Origin of the sequence: Micromonospora sp. WMMD729 (genome assembly GCF_049315225.1) — a bacterium.
GTDB lineage: Bacteria > Actinomycetota > Actinomycetes > Mycobacteriales > Micromonosporaceae > Micromonospora.
This window is the reverse complement of the sequence record NZ_CP186059.1, coordinates 2,937,323-2,958,315: the sequence shown is the minus strand read 5'-3', so window position 1 is coordinate 2,958,315 and position 20,993 is coordinate 2,937,323. Positions and strand designations below refer to the sequence as shown.

Annotated in this window: 22 protein-coding genes; 9 read left to right on the top strand and 13 right to left on the bottom strand. The window is 72.2% G+C overall.

The window, feature by feature from the left end; translation table 11 throughout:
- Positions 1–39: 39 nt before the first annotated feature.
- On the top strand, positions 40–1,407 hold the full coding sequence (locus ACN263_RS13610) for a hypothetical protein (RefSeq protein ID WP_422740167.1): 1,368 nt from the start codon (positions 40–42) through the stop codon (positions 1,405–1,407).
- On the opposite strand, the gene ACN263_RS13605 is transcribed toward ACN263_RS13610, so the two are convergent.
- Positions 1,377–2,129 (bottom strand): M55 family metallopeptidase, encoded by a 753-nt coding sequence (locus tag ACN263_RS13605; RefSeq protein ID WP_422740166.1) that lies wholly within the window; start codon positions 2,127–2,129, stop codon positions 1,377–1,379. The two genes, ACN263_RS13610 and ACN263_RS13605, sit on opposite strands and share 31 nt — an antisense overlap.
- 233 nt (positions 2,130–2,362) lie before the next feature.
- Here ACN263_RS13605 and ACN263_RS13600 point away from each other — a divergent pair, with 233 nt between their 5' ends.
- Together ACN263_RS13600 and sigJ are read left to right on the top strand one after the other, a co-directional pair.
- The gene (locus ACN263_RS13600; protein WP_422740165.1) at positions 2,363–3,097 is read left to right on the top strand and encodes an SDR family oxidoreductase; all 735 of its coding nucleotides are present in this window, start codon (positions 2,363–2,365) and stop codon (positions 3,095–3,097) included.
- A 12-nt stretch (positions 3,098–3,109) separates the two neighbouring features.
- Positions 3,110–4,078 (top strand): RNA polymerase sigma factor SigJ, encoded by a 969-nt coding sequence (sigJ, locus tag ACN263_RS13595; RefSeq protein ID WP_422740164.1) that lies wholly within the window; start codon positions 3,110–3,112, stop codon positions 4,076–4,078.
- Between the two features lie 31 nt (positions 4,079–4,109).
- On the opposite strand, the gene ACN263_RS13590 is transcribed toward sigJ, so the two are convergent.
- The 11 genes from ACN263_RS13590 to ACN263_RS13540 form a co-directional block, all read right to left on the bottom strand.
- Positions 4,110–4,937 carry a M55 family metallopeptidase gene (locus ACN263_RS13590; RefSeq protein WP_422740163.1) on the bottom strand — a complete coding sequence of 276 codons (828 nt, stop codon included), beginning with the start codon at positions 4,935–4,937 and terminating at the stop codon, positions 4,110–4,112.
- Between the two features lie 39 nt (positions 4,938–4,976).
- The gene (locus tag ACN263_RS13585) at positions 4,977–5,312 is read right to left on the bottom strand and encodes a hypothetical protein (protein ID WP_422740161.1); all 336 of its coding nucleotides are present in this window, start codon (positions 5,310–5,312) and stop codon (positions 4,977–4,979) included.
- Between the two features lie 128 nt (positions 5,313–5,440).
- Positions 5,441–5,767, bottom strand: coding sequence for an antibiotic biosynthesis monooxygenase family protein (locus ACN263_RS13580; RefSeq protein ID WP_422740160.1), 327 nt, complete (start codon positions 5,765–5,767; stop codon positions 5,441–5,443).
- Positions 5,764–7,014 carry a beta-ketoacyl synthase N-terminal-like domain-containing protein gene (locus tag ACN263_RS13575; protein WP_422740159.1) on the bottom strand — a complete coding sequence of 417 codons (1,251 nt, stop codon included), beginning with the start codon at positions 7,012–7,014 and terminating at the stop codon, positions 5,764–5,766. Before ACN263_RS13575 ends, ACN263_RS13580 begins: the two co-directional genes overlap by 4 nt.
- Positions 7,011–8,279, bottom strand: coding sequence for a beta-ketoacyl-[acyl-carrier-protein] synthase family protein (locus tag ACN263_RS13570; RefSeq protein WP_422740158.1), 1,269 nt, complete (start codon positions 8,277–8,279; stop codon positions 7,011–7,013). The genes ACN263_RS13575 and ACN263_RS13570 overlap by 4 nt, the downstream gene beginning before the upstream one ends.
- Positions 8,280–8,454: 175 nt before the next feature.
- The gene (locus ACN263_RS13565; RefSeq protein WP_422740157.1) at positions 8,455–8,859 is read right to left on the bottom strand and encodes a cupin domain-containing protein; all 405 of its coding nucleotides are present in this window, start codon (positions 8,857–8,859) and stop codon (positions 8,455–8,457) included.
- A complete protein-coding gene (locus ACN263_RS13560; protein ID WP_422740156.1) occupies positions 8,852–9,649 on the bottom strand; it encodes an SRPBCC family protein in 798 nt (265 codons plus the stop codon). The genes ACN263_RS13565 and ACN263_RS13560 overlap by 8 nt, the downstream gene beginning before the upstream one ends.
- On the bottom strand, positions 9,646–11,076 hold the full coding sequence (locus ACN263_RS13555) for an acetyl-CoA carboxylase biotin carboxylase subunit (RefSeq protein ID WP_422740155.1): 1,431 nt from the start codon (positions 11,074–11,076) through the stop codon (positions 9,646–9,648). Before ACN263_RS13555 ends, ACN263_RS13560 begins: the two co-directional genes overlap by 4 nt.
- A 14-nt stretch (positions 11,077–11,090) precedes the next feature.
- On the bottom strand, positions 11,091–11,672 hold the full coding sequence (accB, locus tag ACN263_RS13550) for an acetyl-CoA carboxylase biotin carboxyl carrier protein (RefSeq protein ID WP_422740154.1): 582 nt from the start codon (positions 11,670–11,672) through the stop codon (positions 11,091–11,093).
- Positions 11,669–13,417, bottom strand: coding sequence for an acetyl-CoA carboxylase carboxyltransferase subunit alpha (locus ACN263_RS13545; protein WP_422740153.1), 1,749 nt, complete (start codon positions 13,415–13,417; stop codon positions 11,669–11,671). The genes accB and ACN263_RS13545 overlap by 4 nt, the downstream gene beginning before the upstream one ends.
- Positions 13,414–13,752 carry a TcmI family type II polyketide cyclase gene (locus ACN263_RS13540; protein WP_422740152.1) on the bottom strand — a complete coding sequence of 113 codons (339 nt, stop codon included), beginning with the start codon at positions 13,750–13,752 and terminating at the stop codon, positions 13,414–13,416. Before ACN263_RS13540 ends, ACN263_RS13545 begins: the two co-directional genes overlap by 4 nt.
- Positions 13,753–14,186: 434 nt before the next feature.
- Here ACN263_RS13540 and ACN263_RS13535 point away from each other — a divergent pair, with 434 nt between their 5' ends.
- The 5 genes from ACN263_RS13535 (at position 14,187) to ACN263_RS13515 (ending at position 19,497) form a co-directional block, all read left to right on the top strand.
- Positions 14,187–15,029, top strand: a complete 843-nt coding sequence (locus tag ACN263_RS13535; RefSeq protein ID WP_422740151.1) for an AfsR/SARP family transcriptional regulator — start codon at positions 14,187–14,189, stop codon at positions 15,027–15,029.
- A gap of 62 nt (positions 15,030–15,091) precedes the next feature.
- Positions 15,092–15,439 carry a TcmI family type II polyketide cyclase gene (locus ACN263_RS13530; protein ID WP_422740150.1) on the top strand — a complete coding sequence of 116 codons (348 nt, stop codon included), beginning with the start codon at positions 15,092–15,094 and terminating at the stop codon, positions 15,437–15,439.
- Between the two features lies 1 nt (position 15,440).
- Entirely contained in the window at positions 15,441–16,790 is a 1,350-nt protein-coding gene (locus tag ACN263_RS13525; protein ID WP_422740149.1) for an FAD-dependent oxidoreductase, read from the top strand.
- Between the two features lie 227 nt (positions 16,791–17,017).
- Complete coding sequence (locus tag ACN263_RS13520; protein WP_422740148.1) at positions 17,018–18,031, top strand: hypothetical protein; 1,014 nt, start codon at positions 17,018–17,020, stop codon at positions 18,029–18,031.
- 260 nt (positions 18,032–18,291) lie between these two features.
- Positions 18,292–19,497, top strand: a complete 1,206-nt coding sequence (locus tag ACN263_RS13515) for a low temperature requirement protein A (RefSeq protein WP_422740147.1) — start codon at positions 18,292–18,294, stop codon at positions 19,495–19,497.
- Positions 19,498–19,510: 13 nt separating this feature from the next.
- Here the strand turns inward: ACN263_RS13515 and ACN263_RS13510 are convergent, their stop codons facing one another.
- Positions 19,511–20,338 carry a hypothetical protein gene (locus ACN263_RS13510; RefSeq protein ID WP_422740146.1) on the bottom strand — a complete coding sequence of 276 codons (828 nt, stop codon included), beginning with the start codon at positions 20,336–20,338 and terminating at the stop codon, positions 19,511–19,513.
- 230 nt (positions 20,339–20,568) lie between these two features.
- On the opposite strand from ACN263_RS13510, the gene ACN263_RS13505 reads away from it, so the two are divergent.
- Positions 20,569–20,775, top strand: a complete 207-nt coding sequence (locus ACN263_RS13505; RefSeq protein ID WP_306271566.1) for a hypothetical protein — start codon at positions 20,569–20,571, stop codon at positions 20,773–20,775.
- The last annotated feature ends 218 nt before the right edge of the window (positions 20,776–20,993 follow it).

Genomic DNA, 20,993 nt, shown 5'->3' with positions numbered 1-20,993 from the left:
TTCGTGTGGCGACCGCTACGCGTAAGGAGGGGTCGGAGGATGGCACCCAGCGGAGAGGCGTTGACGCGGTTGTTGGCTGAGGTGGGCTGGCAGCCGGAGCAATTCGCTCGACGTCTCAATCAGTGCGCCGAGCGATACGGACGTGCAGAGCGGCTGCACCCGAAGACGCCGTACAAGTGGAAGAGGGGCGACGTTCCCCGCAGCCCATGGCCCTCGCTGACCACGGCGCTGCTGTCCGAACAGTTGCAACGGCGGATCGGTCTCGATGAACTGGGCTGGCCGGACGACGGGTTCGAGGCAGCCCCCGCCTCCACCGGTTTGGACCTGCCGTGGTCCTCAGACGGGGCCTTGCGGGCAGCCGAGGTGGTGAACGAACCTGAGGGGATGATGCACCGACGGATGTTCCTCACTCTGCTCGGTTCCGCCCTGACCTCACCGGCGCACGAATGGATGATCGCCGAGCCGCCACCGGACATCGCCTCGGCAGTGGGCCGCCCTCTGTCCGCCGAAGTCGTAGACCACTTGGATGCCGTGACCGCCAGCCTGCGCCGGATGGATGACCATCTCGGCAGCGGCGAGACGTTGGGCCTCGTCCGCCAGCACCTGAGCGCCGTGGTCGGGGCGCTTCGCGATCGCAGCTACAGCGACACGGTCGGCCGCCGCCTACACGGCACCGCCGGTGAGCTGTTGCGTCTCGCCGGCTGGCTCTCCTTCGACGGCGGCCATCACACCCAGGCGCAACGATTCTGGATTGCCGGGCTCTACCAGGCGAATGCTGCGGGTGACCGCGGACTCGGCGCCAACATCCTCGGCTTCATGTCCTGCCAGGCCAAGGATCTCGGTCAGCTTCGCCAAGCAGTGACTCTCGCCGAGACCGCGCGGGCCAGCTACCCCAGTACGAGCCCCAAGGTGACAACAATCCTGGATCTGCGCGCGGCGGAGGCTTACGCCAACAGCCGGTCGATGACCGAAACCCGCCGCGCCCTCGACAACGCATTCGACAGATTCACCGACAGCCGACCGCAGCACGGCGACCCCGACTGGTCCTACTGGGTCAACGAGGCACAGGCCCACGCACAGGCCGGCTACTGCTTCGTGAAGCTCGAAGACTGGCCACGTGCCCGCGAGCATCTGCGGTCAGCACTACGGCTCCAGAGCAACGAGTACACCCGCGAAGGTGCTCTGCGGAACGCGCTGCTCGCAACCACATACGTCAAGCAAGAAAACCCCGAGTTGGACAAGGCACTCGCCCTCGGCGACGAGGCCGTCCAGACCCTGACCGGCCAGGTCACCTCTGCCAGGTGTATCAAGCACGTCCGCAACCTCGTTGGCGCGCTGTCTCCGTACCGACGCACCCCGGCGGTCCGCCAATTCTGTCAAGATGCCAGGGGCCTCATCGCCGCCTGACGGTCGGCGGCGCGGAAGGCGACCGTCCGGCCGCCACCGACCCGGGCCACACCCGGCACCAGAACGGCGAGGTCGACCATGTAGGGGCCGTACAGGTCGACCTCGACGTCCAACGGCCCGGTCATGGTGCACGGGGGAATCGAGGCGCGTCGGGCGATGGCATCGGCGGCAGCGTGATGCAGCCGCTCGCGCGCCTCCTGCGGATGCAGGGCCACCGCGGCGGCCTGGCCCAGGGTCTGCTTGACGGCGACCGAGACCGCCGAGGGCACCAGCTCACCGAACTCGGCGCAGGCGGCGTCGTCTCCGCTGAGCAGAACCACCGGAGCCTTCAGATGTCCCGCCATCGCGGCGTTCAGACCGATCTCGCCCAGCGACCGGCCTGCGACGCGCACGTCGAGGATCGCGTCACTCATCGTGTGGGCCAGCACGGCAGGGCCGGCACCGGCACGAGCGTGATAACCGACGAACATGACGGCATCCGTGTGCTCGTCCAGCCCGGCCAGCATGCCCAGCGCACGGGGTCTGCCGCGCACGAGGTGGGCACGCCGGTCGAGGTCCTCCGGCAGGATGTTGCGAAACGATCCGTGCGCGTCGGCGACCCACACCACGGCGTCAGGCGCGGCATCGAGGACGCCCGCGATGACCGCGTTCGCCTCGGCGGTCATCGCGGTCCGACCGCGCTCGTAGTCGTACCGATCGGGATTCGTCTCGGTGGGATGCACGATCCCGGAGACGCCCTCCAGGTCGACGGAGATCAGTACTTTCATGACCCGGTGACCCTACGCGCTCCCAGTGGGTCACGGCGGTGGTCGGCGGCGCGGTCCGCCTCAGCTGCCCCGCCGGTCGCAGCCGCTGAGGGGCTCTCAGCCCGATTTGCCTCGAAGCCTGACATATCCCTGGCCTACGTCGTCATATTGGTGAGGGCGGCGACGTGTGGCCCGGAATGGAGTAGAAAGTGAAGGTTTTCATCGCTGGCGGGCGCGGCCGTGTCGGCTCCCCCCTTGCTGACAAGCTGGAGGCCAGGGGCGTCGAGGTGGTCTCGGGAGGACTCGATGACGGGATCGACGCGATCTCCGGCGAAGGGCTCGCCGAGGCCCTCGTCGGGGTCGACACCATCGTGAACGTCCTGAACACCCCCCGCTTTGACGCGGAGGGGGCAATTTCGTTCTTCGAGGGATCGATCAACAATCTGGACGCGGAGGGTGAGCGGGCAGGTGTGCGTCGTCACGTCCTGCTCTCCATCGTCGGCGTGGGGCAAGGAGACGCGTCTGAGATTGGGTACTACCTCGGCAAGGTAGCCCAAGAGAAGGCCGCACGATCCGGCTCGATTCCCGCGACCATCATCCGAGCCACTCAGTTCCAGAGCTACATTCCCGTCCTCATTGACCAGCACACGGCGGACGGCAAGGTCCTCGCTCCCCGGTCGTTCATCCAGCCCGTCGAGCTGGACGAGGTCATCGAGCTGCTCGCCGAGGCTGCCACGACATTGGAGCCGGGAAGCGAGGTCGAGATCGCCGGGCCCGACCGCTTCTACCACGATGACCTCTTCCGGGCCACGCTGGCTGACCGTGGCGACGACCGCGAGGTCGTGACCGTGGACGCGGAAGGGGCACCTGATGCCATGGTTCCCCGTGGCGCCCACCGGGTAGGCACCGTGCGGTACCCCATTTCCGGGATCCCCACCGTCTGACAAGGGCGCCTGATGTCGGAAGATCTTCCTGTCGAATCCGCAGGGTCCGGAGAAGCCGAGCGCGATGAAGCGCGGGCTTTCGATTCCGTCGCCGCCGAACGACGCCACTTGATGTCGCTGGCGTTTCGCATGATGGGTACCCTGGCCGACGCGGAAGATGTCGTACAGGAGACGTATGTCAGGTGGTACCGCCTTGAGGCCGAGGAACGCGAGGCGATCGCCACGCCCGCTGCGTGGTTGATGCGAGTCGCGAGCCGGATCTCACTCGACATGCTGGGCTCCGCGCGGGCACGACGGGAGACGTACGTCGGACAATGGCTACCGGAGCCGGTCCCGGCCGACCTTTTTGCGGACGCGGCGAAGGAGCCGACGAGCTCCGGTCATATCGCCGCCGATCCGCTCGATCGCGTTTCCCTCGACGAAACCGTCAGCATGGCTTTGCTGACGGTTCTCGAATCCATGACCCCAGCGGAGCGAGTGACGTTCGTCCTGCATGATGTCTTCGGCGTGCCGTTCGGCGAGATTGCCGGTGTGGTAGGCCGTTCACCCGGCGCCGTGAGGCAATTGGCGACGTCCGCACGTCAGCACGTTCGAGGGGGACGGCGAGCACAGGTTTCTCCGCGACAGCATGATGAAGTCGTTCGGGCATTCCGCGACGCAACGGTTGGCGGAAAGATCGAAGAACTGTTGCGCGTGCTGGCCCCAGATGTCGAACTGCGAGTGGACGGCGGCGGATTCGTCAATGCCGCACGTCAAGCTGTCCGTGGTTCGGACCATGTGGCGCGGTGGCTCATGGGAGTGATGCGCAAGCAACCCGCCCTCCGTTTTGAGCGACGCGACACGGCGGACGGTCTCGGATACATGCTGACTGATGGGGAGCGTCGTTACGGAATGGCCACCTTCGACGTCAGCGCCGGACGTATCACGAACGTGTGGCTGATGCTCAATCCGCTGAAACTGACGAGTTGGTCACTCGACTGAGTCTCCGTGGCCCTGTCGGTCGCTTTCCGCGTCAGCCCGGTTTGATGCTGGCGAGTTGGACGAGCAGTTGGACGAGCCGGTACGCCTCGGCGGCGTCGGCGGCGCGAAAGGCGACCGTCCGGCCGCCGCCGACCCGGGCCACACCCGGCACCAGGACGGCGAGGTCGACCATGTAGGGGCCGTACAGGTCCACCTCGACGTCCAACGGTCCGGCCAGCGTCCACGGGCGAATCGAGGCGCGTCGGGTGATGGCATCGGCGGCAGCGCGACGCAGCCGCTCGCGCGCCTCCCGCGGATGCAGGGCGACCGCGGCGGCCTGGCCAAGGGTCTGCTTGACGGCGACCGTGACCGCCGAGGGCACCAGCTCACCGAACTCGGCGCAGGCGGCGTCGTCCCCGCTGAGCAGCACCACCGGAGCCGGCACATGTCCCGCCATCGCGGCGTTGAGACCGATCTCGCCCAGCGAGCGCCCCGCGACGCGCACGTCGAGGATCGCGTCACTCATCGTGTGGGCCAGTACGGCAGGGCCGGCACCGGCCCGAGCGTGATAACCGATGAACATGACGGCGTCGGTGTGCTCGTCCAGCCCGGCCAGCATGCCCAGCGCACGGGGTCTGCCGCGCACCAGGTGAGCACGGCGGTCGAGGTCCTCCGGCAGGATGTTGCGGAACGACCCGTGCGCGTCGGCGACCCACACCACGGCGTCAGGCGCGGCATCGAGGACGCCCGCGATGACCGCGTTCGCCTCGGCGGTCATCGCGGTCCGACCGCGCTCGTAGTCGTACCGATCGGGATTCGTCTCGGTGGGATGCACGATCCCCGAGATGCCTTCCAGGTCCACGGAGATCAGCACCTTCATGGACCGGGGACCCTACGCCGAGCCGAAGAGTCGCGCTCGCTACGACCGGGCCACCCTGTCCCGCGTCGGTCGCGGGTGTTTGACGGCGACCAGTACGGCGGCGACGAGAACGCCCGCCAGCAGGACCCTTGTCACGTCGTACACCACCGCGTCCGCCGTGGAGCCGGCAGGAAAGACGTCCTTGACCAGCCAGCCGACGCCGAGCCCCAAACCCAGGCAGGCGTGCATCACGGCCCGTAGGCGCGGAACGGGCTGCGCACGGCCGAAGATTCGAGGCGTGGTCGCGCCGCCCCGGCTCCGGGCGAGCAGCATGGCGGCGACAGCCAGGTTGGCCACGGCGACCGCGGCGGCGAGCACCACATCCACGAATCCCATAACGCCGTACGTTAAGGCCCCGGAGCAACGCCACCCGCGTCGATCTTGCACGTTCTGCGCAGACATAGGCCACATTCGTCGGCGTATCAACAACAGAATCTGCAAGATCGACGCACAAGGAGGGGTGGTTACGGCAGCGCGACGCGCTCGGGGGTCTGGGCGTGGATTTCGAAGCGCAGCGAACGGGCGTCGGTGAAGCACTCGCGCATCGGCCGCACCAGGTCGCGGTGCTCCTCGGTGCGCTCCCACGCCTCGAAGTCGGCCAGGCTCGCCCACTCGCTGGTGATCAGCCACTGCTCCGGGTCGGTGGAGGAGCGGCACACCTGGTCGACCAGGTGCCCCGGCACGCCGTCGGCGACCAGGTGCCGGATCTGTTCGTACGCGGCGAGGAACGCCTCCGTACGTGGCGCCGGCACCCGCACCAGGAACACCACTCGGGCCCGCTGTTCGCTCACGGCGTCTCTCCTTCCGTCGGCGCGGCGCCCCGCAGGACCAGCGCGCTGTTGAACCCGTCGAAGCCCCGTGCGCAGACCAGCGCGAGGCGGCTGCGCGGCCGGCGGTGCTCGCGCAGGAAGTCCAGCTCGCACCCGTCGGCGACCTCGTCGGGGCCGACCGAGGCGGGCAGCGTGTCGTGCGCGAACGCGAGCAGCGCGGTGGCCACGTCCAGCGCCGAGCCGCCCTGGTGGGCCCGGCCGGTCAGCGGCTTCTGGGTGGTGACCGGCGGCGGCCGGTCGGCGAACACGGCGCGCAGCGCCGCGGCCTCGCTGCGGTCGTAGCGGGGCACCCCGAGGGCGTCGGGCAGCACCACGTCGACACCGGTCGCCGGTACGCCGGCCCGGTCCAGAGCCAGCCGCATCGCCCGCGCGTACTGGATCGGGTCGCCGGCGCTGTCGGCCGTGGTGTGCGCGGCGTCGTGGGTGGCGCCCCAGCCGCTGACCTCGCCGTAGATCCGGGCGCCCCGGGCCAGCGCGTGGCCCAACTCCTCGACCACGAACACCGCGCCGCCCTCGGCCGGCAGGTAGCCGCTGGCCGTCGCGTCGAACGGCCGGTACGCCCGCTCCGGGTCGGCCACGTCGCTGAGCAGCCCGGAGCGGAGCTGGCAGGCCAGGGCGTACGGACTCAGTGGACACTCGGTCGCCCCGGCGATGACCACGGGTGTGCCCCGCCGTACCGCCCGGGCGGCGTGCGCCAGGCTGTCCAGCCCGCCGGCCGCCTCCGCGACCAGCACCCCGCTCGGCCCTTTGAACTGGTGGTGGATGGAGAGCTGCCCGACGCTGGCCGCGTAGAACCAGGCGATCGACTGGTACGCGCCGACGGTGCGCGACGGACCGCCCCACAGCCGTTGCAGCTCCCGCTGGCCGAACAGGTTGCCCCCGGACGAGCTGGCCAGGGTCACCGCGTAGCCGTACGGATCGGGCGCCCGCTCGGGCAGCCCGGCGTCGGCCAGCGCCAGGCGGGTGGCGGCGAAGCCGAGGTGTGTCCACCGGTCGGTCTGCACCAGTTGTCGACTCTCGGCGTACGACGCGGCGACGAAGTCGGGCACCTCGCCGCCGAGGCGGGTGGGGTAGCCCGCCGGGTCGAAGAGCGTGATCGGCCCGGTGCGTCGGGTGCCGTTCAGGACGGTACGCCAGTGCGCGTCCACCCCGACGCCGCTGGGCGCGACCACACCGATGCCGGTGACGACCGCCCGGGCGGTGCTCACGCCGCCGCCGGGAGCCGGCGGAACACCATCGCCGACTGGAAGCCGCCGAACCCGCTGCCCACCGAGAGGGCCACGTTCACCGGGACCTCCCGTGCCTCGTTGGGTACGTAGTCCAGGTCGCACTCCGGGTCCCGGGTACTCCAGTTGGCCGTCGGCGGCACCACCCCGAACTCGATCGCGAGGGCACAGGCGGCCATCTCGATCGATCCGATCGCGCCGAGCGAGTGCCCGACCATCGACTTGATGGAGCTGATCGGCACCCGGTACGCGGCCTGCCCCAGCGCCCGCTTGAACGCGGCCGTCTCGTGCCGGTCGTTCTGCCGGGTGCCCGAGCCGTGCGCGCTGATGTAGGAGACCTGCTCGGGAATGATCCGGCCCTGCCGCAGCGCGTCGCTGACGGCCAGGCTCATCTCCAGCCCGTCGGGACGCAGCCCGGTCATGTGGTAGCCGTTGCTGCGGCTGGCGTAGCCGGCGACCTCGCAGTAGACGTGGGCGCCGCGCCGGCGGGCGTGCTCGGCCTCCTCGAGCACCAGCACGGCCGCGCCCTCGGCCAGCACGAACCCGTGCCGGTCGGCGTCGAACGGGCGGGAGGCGTGCGCCGGATCGTCGTTGTCGGGACTGGTCGCCTTGATCGCGTCGAACGAGGCGACGGTGACCGGTGAGATCGGCGAGTCGGCCGCGCCGGCCAGCACGATGTCCGCCTCGCCGTCCACGATCATCTGGTGGGCGTAGCCGATGGCGTCGATGCCGGACGTGCAGCCGGTCGAGACGACCTGCGCCGGGCCGTGCAGGCCGTGCCGGCAGGCCACGTCCGCGGCCAGGCTGCTGGGCACCAGCGCCTGGTACAGGTACGGGCCGCCGAGCGTCGCGTCGACGAGCCACCGCCGGCCGTGCTCGCTGACCCGCACGTACTCCTCTTCCAGGGCCATCGTGCCGCCCACGGCGGTGCCGAGCACCACCCCGGCGCGGTCCCGCTCCGCGTCGTCGAGCACCAGACCGGCGTCGGCGATGGCCTCGGTGGAGCAGGCCAGCGCGAACTGCACGTACCGGTCGGCGCGCCGCCGCTCGACGTCGGTGAGCCCGGCGGCGAGCGGGTCGAAGTCGCACTCGGCGGCGATCTGCGAGCGGAACGGCGACGGGTCGAAGAAGCTGATCCGCCGGGTGGCCGTACGCCCCTCGGTGATGGTCTTCCAGAACCGGTCCCGGCTGGCGCCGCCGGGGGCGACCACGCCCACCCCGGTCACCACCGTGCGTCGCCCGGTCACGACGCCACCTCTGTTCGCGACTGCGGGGCTCGCAAACCCGGCTCACTCCTCGCGCTCACCGCGTTACCCCCTGTTCGCGACTGCGGGGCTCGCAAACCCGGCTCACTCCTCGCGCTCACCGCGTTACCCCCTGTTCGCGACTGCGGGGCTCGCAAACCCGGCTCACTCCTCGCGCTCACGACCCACCCCGCTGTTCGACCAGTTCGGTGTCGACGTGCCCCAGCTCCGGGCGCGGGGCCAGGGGGCCCAGGTGGAAGACCACCTCGGCCGGCTCGGTGCCGGTGTTGCGCAACCGGTGCCGCACGTTGACCGGGACGAACAGCGCCTCACCGGCGGCCACCTCGGTGGGCTGGTCGTCCAGGTCGACGGTGATCGTGCCGCGCGACACGTACAGGAACTCCTCGCTGTAGGGGTGATAGTGCTCGGCGATCCGCTCCCCCGGCGCGAGGGTCGCCACCCCGAGGAAGCCGGAGGTGCTGCCGACGGTGCGCGGGCCCAACAGCACCCGCAGCTCACCGCCGCGTCGCCGGTCGGCCGGTACGTCCGATGCCGCGATCAGCCGGGTGCCCAGGTCACTCATCGCCGACCTCCCGCGAGGTGGCGCCGACCTGCGCCGAGGCGTCGCCGTCGACGGGTCCGGCCTGCGCCGGAACCGAGCCGTCCTGGCCGGCGCGCTCCCGGGCGATCCGCTCCACCCGATCCTTGATCACCGCGAGCTGGATGACGCTGTTGGTGTTGATCCGCTCGGTCATGGCGGCGTTGTCGACCGGCGCGGTGGGCTTCATGGCGAAGTCCTGCGTCCAGGTCATCCGGGTGCCGTCGTCCTCCTCGGTGTAGCGCCAGTGGATCCGCATGTACTCGAACGGCCCGGTCTCCACCCGGTGCGCCCGCACCTGACGGCTCACCGGGTCGGCGGTGCGCTCGCTGACCCAGCTCCACGCCACCCCGTTCTCGTCCGGGTACATGGTGAGCCGGAACCGTACGGTGTGCCCGTCGCGGTGCAGGATCTCCACCACGGCGTACTCGGTGAACAGCTCGGTCCAGTTCGCCACGTCGTTGGTGACGTCCCAGACCAGCGCGAGCGGCGCGTCGATGACCACCGAGTTCTCGGTGTGCCCGGGCGGGTCGGCACGGCGGGCGACCAGGTCGGCCACCGCCGCGATGCTCAGTTGCCCGGCCTCCTCGCCGATACTCACCTGCCACCGGTCGGCGACGACCGCGGAGAGCTCCAGCAGGGCGAGCGAGTCCATGCCCAGTTCCTCCAGCGACGCGGCGGGCGAGCGGGCCGCGGTCTCGGCGTCCAGGCCGCAGTGCGCCACCAGGATGTCGGTGATCTCAGTGGTCATCGGGCGACCATGGGTGACGGTCATCGGGTCCTCCTGTGGGTTACGTCGGGCTCCGCGGCGGGCGCGGCGCGGGGTGTGGGGGTGGCCGCCGGCCGCGACGCGGGCGCGGCGAGCAGGCGGTCGACGAGGCCGGTGGTGTAGCGGCCCTTGCGGAACCCGGCGTCGTCGAGCACCCGCCGGACGAATCCGATGGTGGTGTGCACGCCCGGACCCGCGATGTCGAACTCGTCCAGGGCGCGTTCCAGCCGGTTGAGCGCCGACTCCCGGTCGGGCGCCCAGACCACGACCTTGGCCAGCAGGGAGTCGTACCAGGGGCCGACCAGGTAGCCGGCGCGGGCGTGGGTGTCCACCCGGGTGAACGGGCCGCCCGGCGGGGTGAACCGCTCCAGCCGTCCGGGAGTGGGGGCGAATCCGCGCGCCGGGTCCTCGGTGTTCACCCGGCACTCCACCGAGACGCCCCGTAGGCGGATCTCGTCCTGCCGCCACCGCAGCGGCACGCCGGCCGCGATGTGCAGTTGCTCGTGCACCAGGTCGATCCCGGTGACCATCTCGGTGACGGGGTGCTCCACCTGGATCCGGCAGTTGATCTCCAGGAAGTGGAAGCGTTCCTCGGCGTCGACCAGGAACTCCAGCGTGCCGGCGCCGACGAAGCCGACCTCCAGCGCGCCCCGCAGCGCGGTCTCCGCGATGGCGTCGAGCGTCGCGGCGGACAGCGCGGGCGCGGGGGCCTCCTCGACGAGCTTCTGGTGCCGCCGCTGCACCGAGCAGTCGCGGGTGCCCAGGTGCACGCCGTTGCCGTGGGCGTCGCAGAGCACCTGCACCTCGACGTGCCGCGCCTCGGTGAGGTAGCGCTCGACGTACACCCGGTCGTCGCCGAAGGCGGCCTGGGCGGCGGCCCGGGTCCGCGCGTACGCCCGGGCCAGCTCGGCCGGACGGCGTACCACGGTCATCCCCCGGCCGCCGCCCCCGGCGGCGGCCTTGACGATCACCGGATAGCCGACGGAGTCGGCGACCTCGGCCGCCGCCGCGGCGGTCGCCACCGGCGCGACGCTCCCCGCCGGCAGGGGCAGCCCGGCCCGGCTCATCAGGGCCCGGGCCGAGGACTTGTCGGCCAGCGCCGCCATCACCGCCGGCGGCGGGCCGATGAAGACCAGCCCGTTGTCCGCGCAGATCTCGGCGAAGTCGGCGTCCTCGGAGAGGAAGCCGTAGCCGGGGTGCACGGCCTGCGCGCCGACCTGGCGGGCCGCCTCCACGATCGCGGCGGCGTTGAGGTAGCTGCGCCGGCTGGACGCCGGCCCGATCCGCACGGCCTGGTCGGCGAGGCGGACGGCCGCGGAGTCCGCGTCGGCGGCCGAGTAGACGACCGCCGTACGGACGCCGAGTTCCCGGCAGGCCCGCAGCACCCGCAGGGCGATCTCGCCCCGGTTGGCGATCAGCACGGTCTCGAACATGGGCACCCCCGCCGTCAGGCCGGATCCAGCTCGACCAGCGGCTGGTCGTACTCCACCGGCTGACCGTCCTCGACGAGGATCGCGACGACCCGGCCGGCCCGCTCGGCGCTCACCTCGTTCATCAGCTTCATCGCCTCGACGATCCCCACCGGCTGGCCGGGTCGGACCAGGTCGCCGACGGCGACGAACGGCCGCGCACCCGGCTCCGACGCGCGGTAGAAGGTGCCGACGATCGGCGCCCGGACCGCCGTACGTCCGGGGACCGGGGGGCGGATCAGCGCGGCCGGCGGCCCGGGCACGGCCGCGGTCGGCGGCGGCGTGGGCGCGGCCACCGGCAGCGGCGGGGGTACGTCCGACCGTCCGACCGCCTCGTCCGGATGCCACTCGATCTCCAGCACGGTCGCCCCGCTGCGCAACCGGATCCGGCGTACCGGCCCGGCCAACTCGGCGAGCAGATGCCGCGCCTGTCGACGAAGCCCGGCCAGCACCTGCTCGCCGTCCGGGTCGGACCCCGGATTCGCCGTGGGGAGCTGCCCGTCGACGTCCGCCCGGCCGTTCGGACCGTCGGCGGTGGACACCGTGGCGCCGGCGGTCACCGGGCACCCACCTGGGCACCGGCGCGGGTGGCGCCGAACCGGCGGAAGCGCTGCCGTCGCAGCCGGACCAGCATCGCGGGCGGCACGTCCAGCAGCGGCAGCAGGTTGGCCAGCAGGGCGGCGCGCAGCCGCCGGGCGGTCTCGGCCGGGTCGTCGTGGGCGGCCGTCGCCGGCTCGGGGACGATCTCGTCGACGACCCCGAGGCGGCGCAGGTCGGGTGCGGTCAGCCGCAGCGCGCGGGCCGCCTGCGGGGCGGCGGAGCGGTCCGGCCAGAGGATGGCGGCGCAGCCCTCCGGGCTGATCACCGAGTAAACGGCGTGTTGGAGCATCAGCACCCGGTCGGCGACACCGAGGGCCAGCGCGCCGCCGCTGCCGCCCTCGCCGGTGATCACCGTGACGACGGGGGTCGGCAGCACGGTGAGGGTCAGGATGTTCTCCGCGATCGCCGCCGCCTGCCCCTGCTCCTCGGCGCTGATGCCCGGATCGGCGCCGGGCGTGTCGACGAGGGTGACCACCGGCAGGCCGAGTCGGGCGGCGAGACGCATCAGCCGCAACGCCTTGCGGTGCCCGGCCGGGCTGGCCATGCCGAAGTTGCGGGCGACCAGATCGGCGGTGGTGTGCCCCTTCTGGTGGCCGATCACCATCACGTGCCGCCCGGCCAACCGGGCGATCCCGCCCACGATGGCGGGACAGTCCCCGCCGAGCCGGTCGCCGTGCAGCTCGACGAACCCGTCGAAGACCGAGTCCAGATAGTCCAGGGTGGTGGGTCGACCGGGGTGGCGGGCCGTGCGCACGGTGTCCCAGGCGTCGCCCACCTCCGGCGGCGGGCCGCCGTCGGCCGCCGGTCGCTGCCCGTCGGCCGCCGCCGGCGGGACCGCGTCGGCCAGGCGCTCGTGGTCCCGCGCCGGCTCCTGACGGGGTACGGGTGTCCGCGCCGGACGGCCGGCGCGGACCGCGGCCAGCAGGGCCGCCAGCCGACCGCGCAACGACCGGCGCTGCACCACCATGTCCACCTGCCCGTGGCGCAGCAGGAAGTCGGCGGTCTGGAACCCCTCCGGCAGGGCCCGACCGGTGACCTGGCGGATCACCCGGGGACCGGCGAAGCCCATCCGGGCACCGCTCTCGGCGAGCACCAGGTCGGTGTTGGTGGCGAAGGACGCCGCCACGCCGCCGTAGGTCGGGTCGGTGAGCACGCTGATGGTGAGCAGGCCCGCCTCGCGCAGGGCGGCGATCGCCTGGCTGACCGTGGCCATCTGCATCAGCGACAGGGCGCCCTCCTGCATCCGTGCGCCGCCGGACGCGGTGACCAGGATGAGCGGCACCCGGTCGTCGAGCGCCCGCTCGGCGGTACGGGTGATCAGTTCGCCCACCGCGGCGCCGAGGCTGCCGCCGAGGAAACGGAAGTCCATCACCGCCAGGGCGGCCGGGTGCCCGCCGATGGTGCCGGTGCCGCAGAGGACGGCCTCGGGCAGGCCGGTGGCGGCCCGGGCGGCGGTGAGCCGGTGCGGGTACGGCAGCACGTCGACGAAGTCCAGCGGGTCCGCCTCGGGCAGCCGGTCGGGCAGCAGGCGCAGGGAGCCCGGGTCGACGAGTTGCCGCAGCCGCTCCGGCGCGCCGAGGCGGGAGTGCTCACCGCACTCCGGGCAGACGTCCAGGTTGCGGCGCAGCCGCTTGCGGTAGAGCAGACTCGCGCAGCCGGCGCAGCGGGACCAGAGTTGCTCCTCCTGCCCCGCGACGGCGGTCACGAGCGCCCCCCGGCGTCCGGGGCGTCGTACCGGTAGAAGCAGCGCGCCATCGCGTCGCGCGGGGAGCGCCAGGTCGGCAGGTACGGCGAGACGTACGGCCGGAGCCGGTCGCTGACCCGGACGAACTCGGGGTGCCCCCGGGCGGCCTCGACCGCCGGCTGCGCCGGTTGCTCGGTCTCGAGCAGGTGCACGTAGAGGTCGTGCAGCCGGTACAGCGCGCGGTGCCGGACGCCGACCAGGTGCGGCAGCTCGGTCGCGTCCGACTCGGCGAAGATCTCGGCGACCTGCTCCTGCGCGGTCGGTACGACCTTCGCGATGATCAGCGATCGGTCCATGGCTGGGCCTCCCCCCACGGCGTCCGGGCGGGGCCGATGGCCTCTCGGACGCGCTGGACGACTGCCGCCACGATGCGGCAGTCGTCGTCACGGCGGCGTCACCGCGACGGGCCGGCCGAGGACGCCCAATGGTGACGCTGCGTTGACGCAACCTGTGTATGAGCTATGCGTCCCTTGTGCAGCCCGCCGCAGCGGATCGACGTTTTACCAGTTCAGAACCGATTTCATGGGTGAGATGGGACCAACATGGGCGTTGACTCACCGTGACCGTAATTGATAATCTTCACGGTGGTCAGCCCGGCGGCTCCGGCGGGTGGTGCCGCGCCTGGACAGCCGTGGTCGGATTCCATCGACGGAGCCGACGGTGGTGACGCGGGCAGCCGATCCGGGACACAGCAGACAGTCGGGACGAGCGTTCCGCAGGGGGTGCCGCCGTGGCCGCTGATTCGTCCGTGCCGAGCGCCGCAGGTCCCGACCCGGGTGACCTCACGCTGCACCTGCTCGGCGGTTTCCGCCTCCTGCACGCCACCGCGCACATCGTGGTGCCACGCGGGCTGCAACGGGTCATCGCGCTGATCGGGCTGCGCCCCGGCGCCACCCGCAGCCAGCTCGCCGGGCTGCTCTGGCCCGACGTGTCCGAGGAGCGGGCGCTGTCGTCGCTGCGGACCGCGCTGTGGCGGCTGCGGCAGGACCCGTGCTGCCCGATGATCGTGGCCGGCGACACCGTCCGACTGGCCCCGGCCGTCCGCCTCGACGTGGACGACCTCGTCGGAACGGCCGCCCGGGTGCGCAACGGCGACGACCCGCGGAGCACCGCCGGGGCGCTCGCCGCCGGCCGGCACGACCTGCTGCCCGGCTGGTACGACGACTGGGTGCTGTTGGACCGGGAGCGGCTGCGGCAACTGCGCCTGCACATGCTGGAGCAGGTGTCCGCCCAGCACCTCGCGGCCGGTCGGCACGGTGAGGCGTTGGAGGCGGCGTTGGAAGCGATGGCCGCCGAGCCGCTGCGCGAGACGCCGCACCGGCTGGTGGTGCGGATCCACCTCGCCGAGGGCAACGCCTTCGAGGCCGTGCACGCCTTCTACGTCTACCGCGACCTGCTGCGCCGCGAGCTGCGTCTCGAACCCAGCCCGGCGATGAGCGCCCTGCTCGACGACACGCTCGCCCCGATCCGGGCGGCCAGCCGTCCGCAGCCGCCGGCCGGGACACCGCCGCTCGGCCGTCACGGGCCGGGCGGCGCACGTGACGGTGACGTGACACAGCCTGCGGCACGGTGACCGCATCGAGCACGTGACCACCGGCCCGCGGGTCGGGATCGGCCACCGGCGGAAGGGGTCCCATGAGTCGTCTACTGATCGTCAGCCGGATCATCCCGGGCGCGGAGGGGCGGGTCGCCCAGATCTTCGCCGAGTCCGACGCCACCGAACTGCCCGGCCTCACCGGTGTCACGCACCGGTCCCTGTACGGCCTGCACGACGTGTTCGTGCACCTCATCGAAACCTCGGACGTGGACCCGGGCGCCCTCGCCGCCGCCCGTACCCATCCGCTGTTCCAGCAGGTCAATGAGCGGCTCGCGGCGCATACCTCGCCGTACCTGTCGACCTGGCGCTCCCCGAAGGACGCCATCGCCGAGTGCTTCTACCGCTGGGACGCGGCCGACGCGGCGGCGCCCCACCCGGCCGGCTGACATGTCCACCACCGGCCCGCACGTCCTGATCATCGGCGCCGGCACCGGCGGCCTGTGCCTGGCGCACGGGCTGCGCCGCGCCGGCATCAGCGTCGCCGTCTACGAACGGCACCGGCACAGCGGCGAAGGGCTGCTCGGTTACCGGGTGGGCATCGGTCCCACCGGCAGCCGGGCGCTGCGCGACTGCCTGCCACCGCGGTTGTTCGCCACGTTCCTGGCCACCTGCGCCCGGCCGCCGAGCTACTTCAACGTCGTCACGCAGCGGCTGCGCGAGACCGCGTCGTTCGAGCTGCGGCCGGCCGTCGATCCCGTGCACACCGAGCACTCGGTGGCCCGGATGGTGCTGCGCCAGGTGCTGCTGACCGGCCTCGCCGACGTGGTGCAGTTCGACAAGACCTTCGTCCGGTACGAGCAGCACGACGACGGCACGGTCACCGCGCACTTCGCCGACGGAACCAGCGCCACCGGCGACCTGCTGGTGGCGGCGGACGGCACGCACTCGGCGGTACGCCGCCAGTACCTGCCGCACGCGGTGATCCGGGACGCGGGGACCATCAACATCGCCACGCGCATCCCGCTGACCGCGCAGACCCGCAGCCTCGTGCCCGAGCGCGTCGGCCGGGGCATCTCGCTGATCTTCGGCGCCGGCGGCACGATGGGTGTGCTGCACGTGATGGAGTTCAAGTGGGACCCGGACGGGGCGGTCAAGCCCGGCGTCGGCGCCGACGACGCCGCCCTGCTGCGGGACTGGTCCGGCCTGTCGGAGCACACCAGCGCCGACTACATCAACCTGATCATCTGGAGCACCGCCCGCCGGTTCCCGTCCGACGTCCTGCAACGCCGGGGCGAGGATCTGAAACGGGTCGCGCTGGACCTGACCCCCAACTGGCACCCGCACCTGCGGGAACTGCTGCGGATCAGCGATCCGGGCAGTGTCCTGCCGATCAGGGTGAGCACGTCCGAGCCGACGCCACCGTGGAAGAGCAGCACCGTCACCCTGCTCGGGGACGCCATCCACACGATGACCCCGGGTCGCGGGGTGGGGGCGAACACCGCGCTGCGCGACGCCCGCCTGCTCTGTCAGCACCTCACCAGCGCCGCCGCCGGGGACAAGACGCTCGTGCAGGCCGTGGCGGACTACGAGGCCGCGATGGTGCCGTACGGCTTCGCACGGGTCGAGCAGTCGCTGCACCGCAGCGGCACCAGCGGCGACGACCGGATGTACAAGCCGGTGGTGGGGCGGCTCGCGTTGCTCGGCGCGCGCGGCTACTTCGGAGTGACCAGCCGGGTCCCCCCGCTGCGACGCCGTTTCGTCGACGACTTCCACACCTACGAGGGCGACGAGGACTGACCACGGCACCAGCGACCCGGGTACGACATGCACATGTCGTACCCGGGTCGCTTCGTCTCCGCCGTTGGTGGACGGGCAGGTAGGTACGACTCTGCGTCACCCGCCGGGCACCCCGCGAGGTGGTGGACGCCTGCCGCCGGTCCTGTCTGTCGTCGTCCGAGCGGGTGTGCGAAGCTGCGGCGAGTTTTTTTCGTGACTTTCTCGACGAGGTGTGAGGGAGGTTCGCCGTGGAGTGGTCTATCGGACACTCGCTGATAGTGGTCGTGGCGGTGCTGCTGGGCCTGGCCGCCGGATGGTTGCTGCGCGGCCGGCAGGGCGCGGGGGCCACCACCCGGCCCATCGTGGACGGTGACCCGGTCGCCGGCCTGGCCGTGGTCAGCAACCCGGAGCCACCGGCCACGACCGACGAGGCCCGGCCGACGGCGACCATCGACCCCGCTCCGGCGGCGGTCGCCGACGAGCCGACTCCGGTGGACACGGTCAGCGCGCCGGCCGCCGTGACCACGCCGGACGATTCCGCGCCGAACGCCGTCGACCCCGGCGACATGGCCCTCACCGAAGCCCCGCCGACCCTTCCGGCGACCGAGCGGACCGACCCGGTCGACGAGCCGGGCACGGTCGACGAGCAGCCCGCCCCGGCGGTGATCGCACCGCGCCAGCCGCTGGACGACAGCACCGACACCCCGTCGCCCGACAGCACCCCGGCAGAGCTCGCCGACACCACGCCGGTCGCCACCACGCCGATCGAGCCGGCCGAGACCGGCCCGACCGCCACTGACGCCACCCCGGTCGAGACCGCGCCGACCGAGCAGGCCGACGGCGTTGCCGCCGAGAGCGCGTACACCGGGACGACGCCGGCCGAGACGACGCCGGCGGTCGCGGCGGCCGGGACGGCGGCGGACGTCGACGAGGCCGAGCCGGCGCGGGCCACGCCGCCGGTCCGCGCGGCCGACGCCGCGTCGATCCCGGCAGCCACGGCGGACACCGACCCGACCGGCCCGGCGGACGACTTCCGCCGGATCCAGGGGGTGGGTCCGAAGATGGCGGCCGCGTTGCAGGCGGCCGGCGTGCGCACCTACCGCCAGCTCGGCGAGCTGGACGAGCCGGCGCTGCGCGACCTGATCCGGGCCGCCGGTCTGCGCGCCGCGCCCGGGCTGGCCAGCTGGCCCCAGCAGGCTCGGGTGCTGGCCGGCGCCGGTGACCAGGCGAGTGCCGTCCTGCCCGGCGGCGACCAGGGCTGACGCGCCACCACGAACCCCCGGCCGTCCGTGCGGACGGCCGGGGGTTCGCTCGTTCCGGGCGCCCGAGCACGGTGGGGACGACGCCCGTCCTGGTCGACCCCGGGCCGATCACCGGACCCGGCCGCCCGCGAAATCGTCGACCGAGCGCCCGGTCGGGGGACGGTGCGACGAATCCCGGGGTGCGCGGGTGCGCCGCTGGCTAGCGTCGGTCGAGGTGGGCCGGACGGTCCGCCGAGTCCACCGGCACTGCAGGAGCGAGCGTGCACTACTCCGCGCCGGAGCCCGGGCCGGGCAGGACGCAACCACCGGTGCGCGACCCGGACTCCCCCCGCCGGGTGACGCTGCTCGAACTCTTCTTCGACCTGGTGTACGTGGTCGCGCTGGCGCTCATCTCGCGCGGCATGGTCACCCAGTTGGACTGGCACCGCGCGGGGCAGGCGTTGATCCTGCTGGCCGCCGTCTGGTGGACGTGGGCGATCACCACCCTCGTCACCGACCTGTACGACCCGGAACGGACCGAGATCAAGCTGCTGATCTCCACCGTCATGTTCGGCGCGCTGCTGATGACCACGGCGATCCCGGAGGCGTTCAACGCGCGCGGCATCGTCTTCGCGGGCACGTACGTGGCCATCCACCTCGGGCGCGGGCTGTTCCTGATGCCGGCCGTCCGTCGCGAACCGCAGACCCAGCGCCGGGCGCTGCGCATCTTCAGCTGGTTCGTGGTGTCGGCGATCCCCTGGATCATCGGCGCGTTCGTGGCCGGTGACGCCCGGCTGGCGTGCTGGGCCATCGCGCTGGCCATCGACTACACCGGCTTCCGGCTGGCGTACCCGGTGCCGGGGCTCGGGGTGGTGCCGGAGCCGCAGCGCAACGTCACGGCCGAGCACCTCTCCGAGCGGTACCAGCAGTTCTTCATCATCGCGCTCGGCGACGCCATCCTGACCATCGGCACCATGTTCAACCTGGCGCACACCGAGGCGCAGAACATCGCGTCGTTCGCGGTGGCGTTCGTGACCACCCTGCTGCTCTGGCGGATCTACGTCCACAAGTCCGGCCAACTGCTGCCAACGGCCATCAAGATGTCCGGTGCGCCGGCCAAGTTCCTGTTCACCGCCCCGTACACCCACCTGCTGATGATCGCCGGGGTGGTGACCACGGCCTCCGGGTTCGACCTGGTGCTGCACGAGCATTTCGGTCGTACGCCGCCGGCCTGGGTGGCGGTGATCCTCGGCGGCCCGGCGCTGTTCCTGATCGGCCGGTCGTCGTTCGAGTACGAGGTGTTCAGCCGGGTGTCGCCGTCCCGCCCCGGCGGGCTCCTCGCGTTGCTGACGATCGCGCCCGTGGCGCTGTACCTGCCACCGCTGGCCGCCTCGGTCGGCGCGATGCTGGTGCTGGCCGGGGTCGCCTACGCGGACCACCGGCGCAGCCGCGGCAAACCGCCGGAGTCCCCCGCACCGCCGCACTGAGCCGACCGCATGGTCACACCAGCGCGCCCGCGTACCCCCGGGCCCGTAGCCGTTGCCCGGCGGTCGCGCCGAGGCGGACCTGAAGGCCCAGCGGAACGGCGGCCCGACGTACGTCGTCGACGTGCAGCGAGCCGTGCCGGTCCACGGTCAGCACCGGCGGTTCCTCCAGTTCGCCGACCGGCGCGTGGAACGAGAGCAGGGTGACCGAGGTGGTGAGGTAGCCCGGGTAGGCGGCCCGGGCCACCGCCTCGTCCGGGTGGGCCAGCACGACCAGGTCGCGCAGGTGGGCGAAGTCGGCGGCGAGCGCCCCGGCCTTCCAGTGGGCCGGCTCGTCGGGGGCTCCGGTGTGGTGTCGGGACCGGTTCGCCGACGTGATGTAGAGATGGTCGGTGCCGGCCTCGACGAGCGCACGCTCGAGGAACGCGTTGGACGGGCAGGTGAGGCCGGGAGCGATGACCTGGGCGGTACGCAGTCCGGCGTCGACCTGCGTGAGGTGCTCGGGCAGCCGGCTGGCGGCCGGACCCCGGAAGCCGAACGGCCCGGCCCCGTAGAGCGTGTCCATCAGGGCCCGTACCCGGCCGACCGGCAACCGCGGCGAGATGCGGGTCCAGTCGAACATCCCCGGAATGCGCCCGATCGCGGTGGTGATGCTGCCGACCTGGTCGACGGCCCGACCCTTGGCCAGGTTCACCCGACGTACGGTGGCCGGGTCCGGGCGGGCGACGAGGGCGTAGACGTTGGCGAACGCCACCGCGACGACCGCGCCTTCGGCGAGCGCGCGGGCAGCGACCGCGACGTCCTGGGGGCGGTCGATGTAGAGCGACGGTGTCGGGACGTCCATGGGTCCTCCTCGGCGGGCCGTGAGGCAGTTCTACGTCCGATGCCCCGCGCGGCGGCCGGGTCGGTCGGCGATCCGATAGCCGCGCGGGGAGACGTGGTGCGGGCGGCCGATGCCGACATCGGCCGGACGGACGATGCGGCCGGGTACACCGCGCCCACCGTTTGGCGACGCGACCCGATTGGGTACAACGCCTGCACCTCAGATACACCACATTCCTTCAGGAGGCAGCGATGCGCGGCACCTCGATACTCGGAGTCATCGTCGTGATCTGGCTGGTGATCGGCGCGGTCGCCGCCGGCCAGCGGGGCTACTACAGCGGCGACGACACCAACTGCGCCGAGGCGGGGACGATCCTGGTCACGATCGTGGCCGGACCGCTGAACTACATCGGGGCCAACCCCAAGGTCGACTGCAAGCTGCCCGAGCCGTCCAAGTAGGACGAAGACGTTCCAGCGGCCCGCGCCCGTGCAGGGGCGCGGGCCGTTCGCCGTCCCGGGGTGGGCCGCGGCGCGTCACGGCGAACGGTCGGCCGTGGCGCGTCCGCTCGGTCAGGGGTCGGCGACGCGCCCAGGGTGGGCGCAATGGGGTGAAGAAGCCGAAAGGTGATGTCGGGGCGTTCATCGCGAAGAGGGGACATCTATCCGGCGCTCCGCGA

Excerpts from the sequence above, each read along its gene's own strand:
- ACN263_RS13610 (WP_422740167.1), top strand. The coding sequence starts at position 40 with ATGGCACCCAGCGGAGAGGCGTTGACGCGGTTGTTGGCTGAGGTGGGC.
- sigJ (WP_422740164.1), top strand. The coding sequence starts at position 3,110 with ATGTCGGAAGATCTTCCTGTCGAATCCGCAGGGTCCGGAGAAGCCGAG.
- ACN263_RS13590 (WP_422740163.1), bottom strand. The coding sequence starts at position 4,937 with ATGAAGGTGCTGATCTCCGTGGACCTGGAAGGCATCTCGGGGATCGTG.
- ACN263_RS13585 (WP_422740161.1), bottom strand. The coding sequence starts at position 5,312 with ATGGGATTCGTGGATGTGGTGCTCGCCGCCGCGGTCGCCGTGGCCAAC.
- ACN263_RS13565 (WP_422740157.1), bottom strand. The coding sequence starts at position 8,859 with ATGAGTGACCTGGGCACCCGGCTGATCGCGGCATCGGACGTACCGGCC.
- ACN263_RS13560 (WP_422740156.1), bottom strand. The coding sequence starts at position 9,649 with ATGACCGTCACCCATGGTCGCCCGATGACCACTGAGATCACCGACATC.
- ACN263_RS13555 (WP_422740155.1), bottom strand. The coding sequence starts at position 11,076 with ATGTTCGAGACCGTGCTGATCGCCAACCGGGGCGAGATCGCCCTGCGG.
- ACN263_RS13540 (WP_422740152.1), bottom strand. The coding sequence starts at position 13,752 with ATGGACCGATCGCTGATCATCGCGAAGGTCGTACCGACCGCGCAGGAG.
- ACN263_RS13530 (WP_422740150.1), top strand. The coding sequence starts at position 15,092 with ATGAGTCGTCTACTGATCGTCAGCCGGATCATCCCGGGCGCGGAGGGG.
- ACN263_RS13525 (WP_422740149.1), top strand. The coding sequence starts at position 15,441 with ATGTCCACCACCGGCCCGCACGTCCTGATCATCGGCGCCGGCACCGGC.
- ACN263_RS13510 (WP_422740146.1), bottom strand. The coding sequence starts at position 20,338 with ATGGACGTCCCGACACCGTCGCTCTACATCGACCGCCCCCAGGACGTC.
- ACN263_RS13505 (WP_306271566.1), top strand. The coding sequence starts at position 20,569 with ATGCGCGGCACCTCGATACTCGGAGTCATCGTCGTGATCTGGCTGGTG.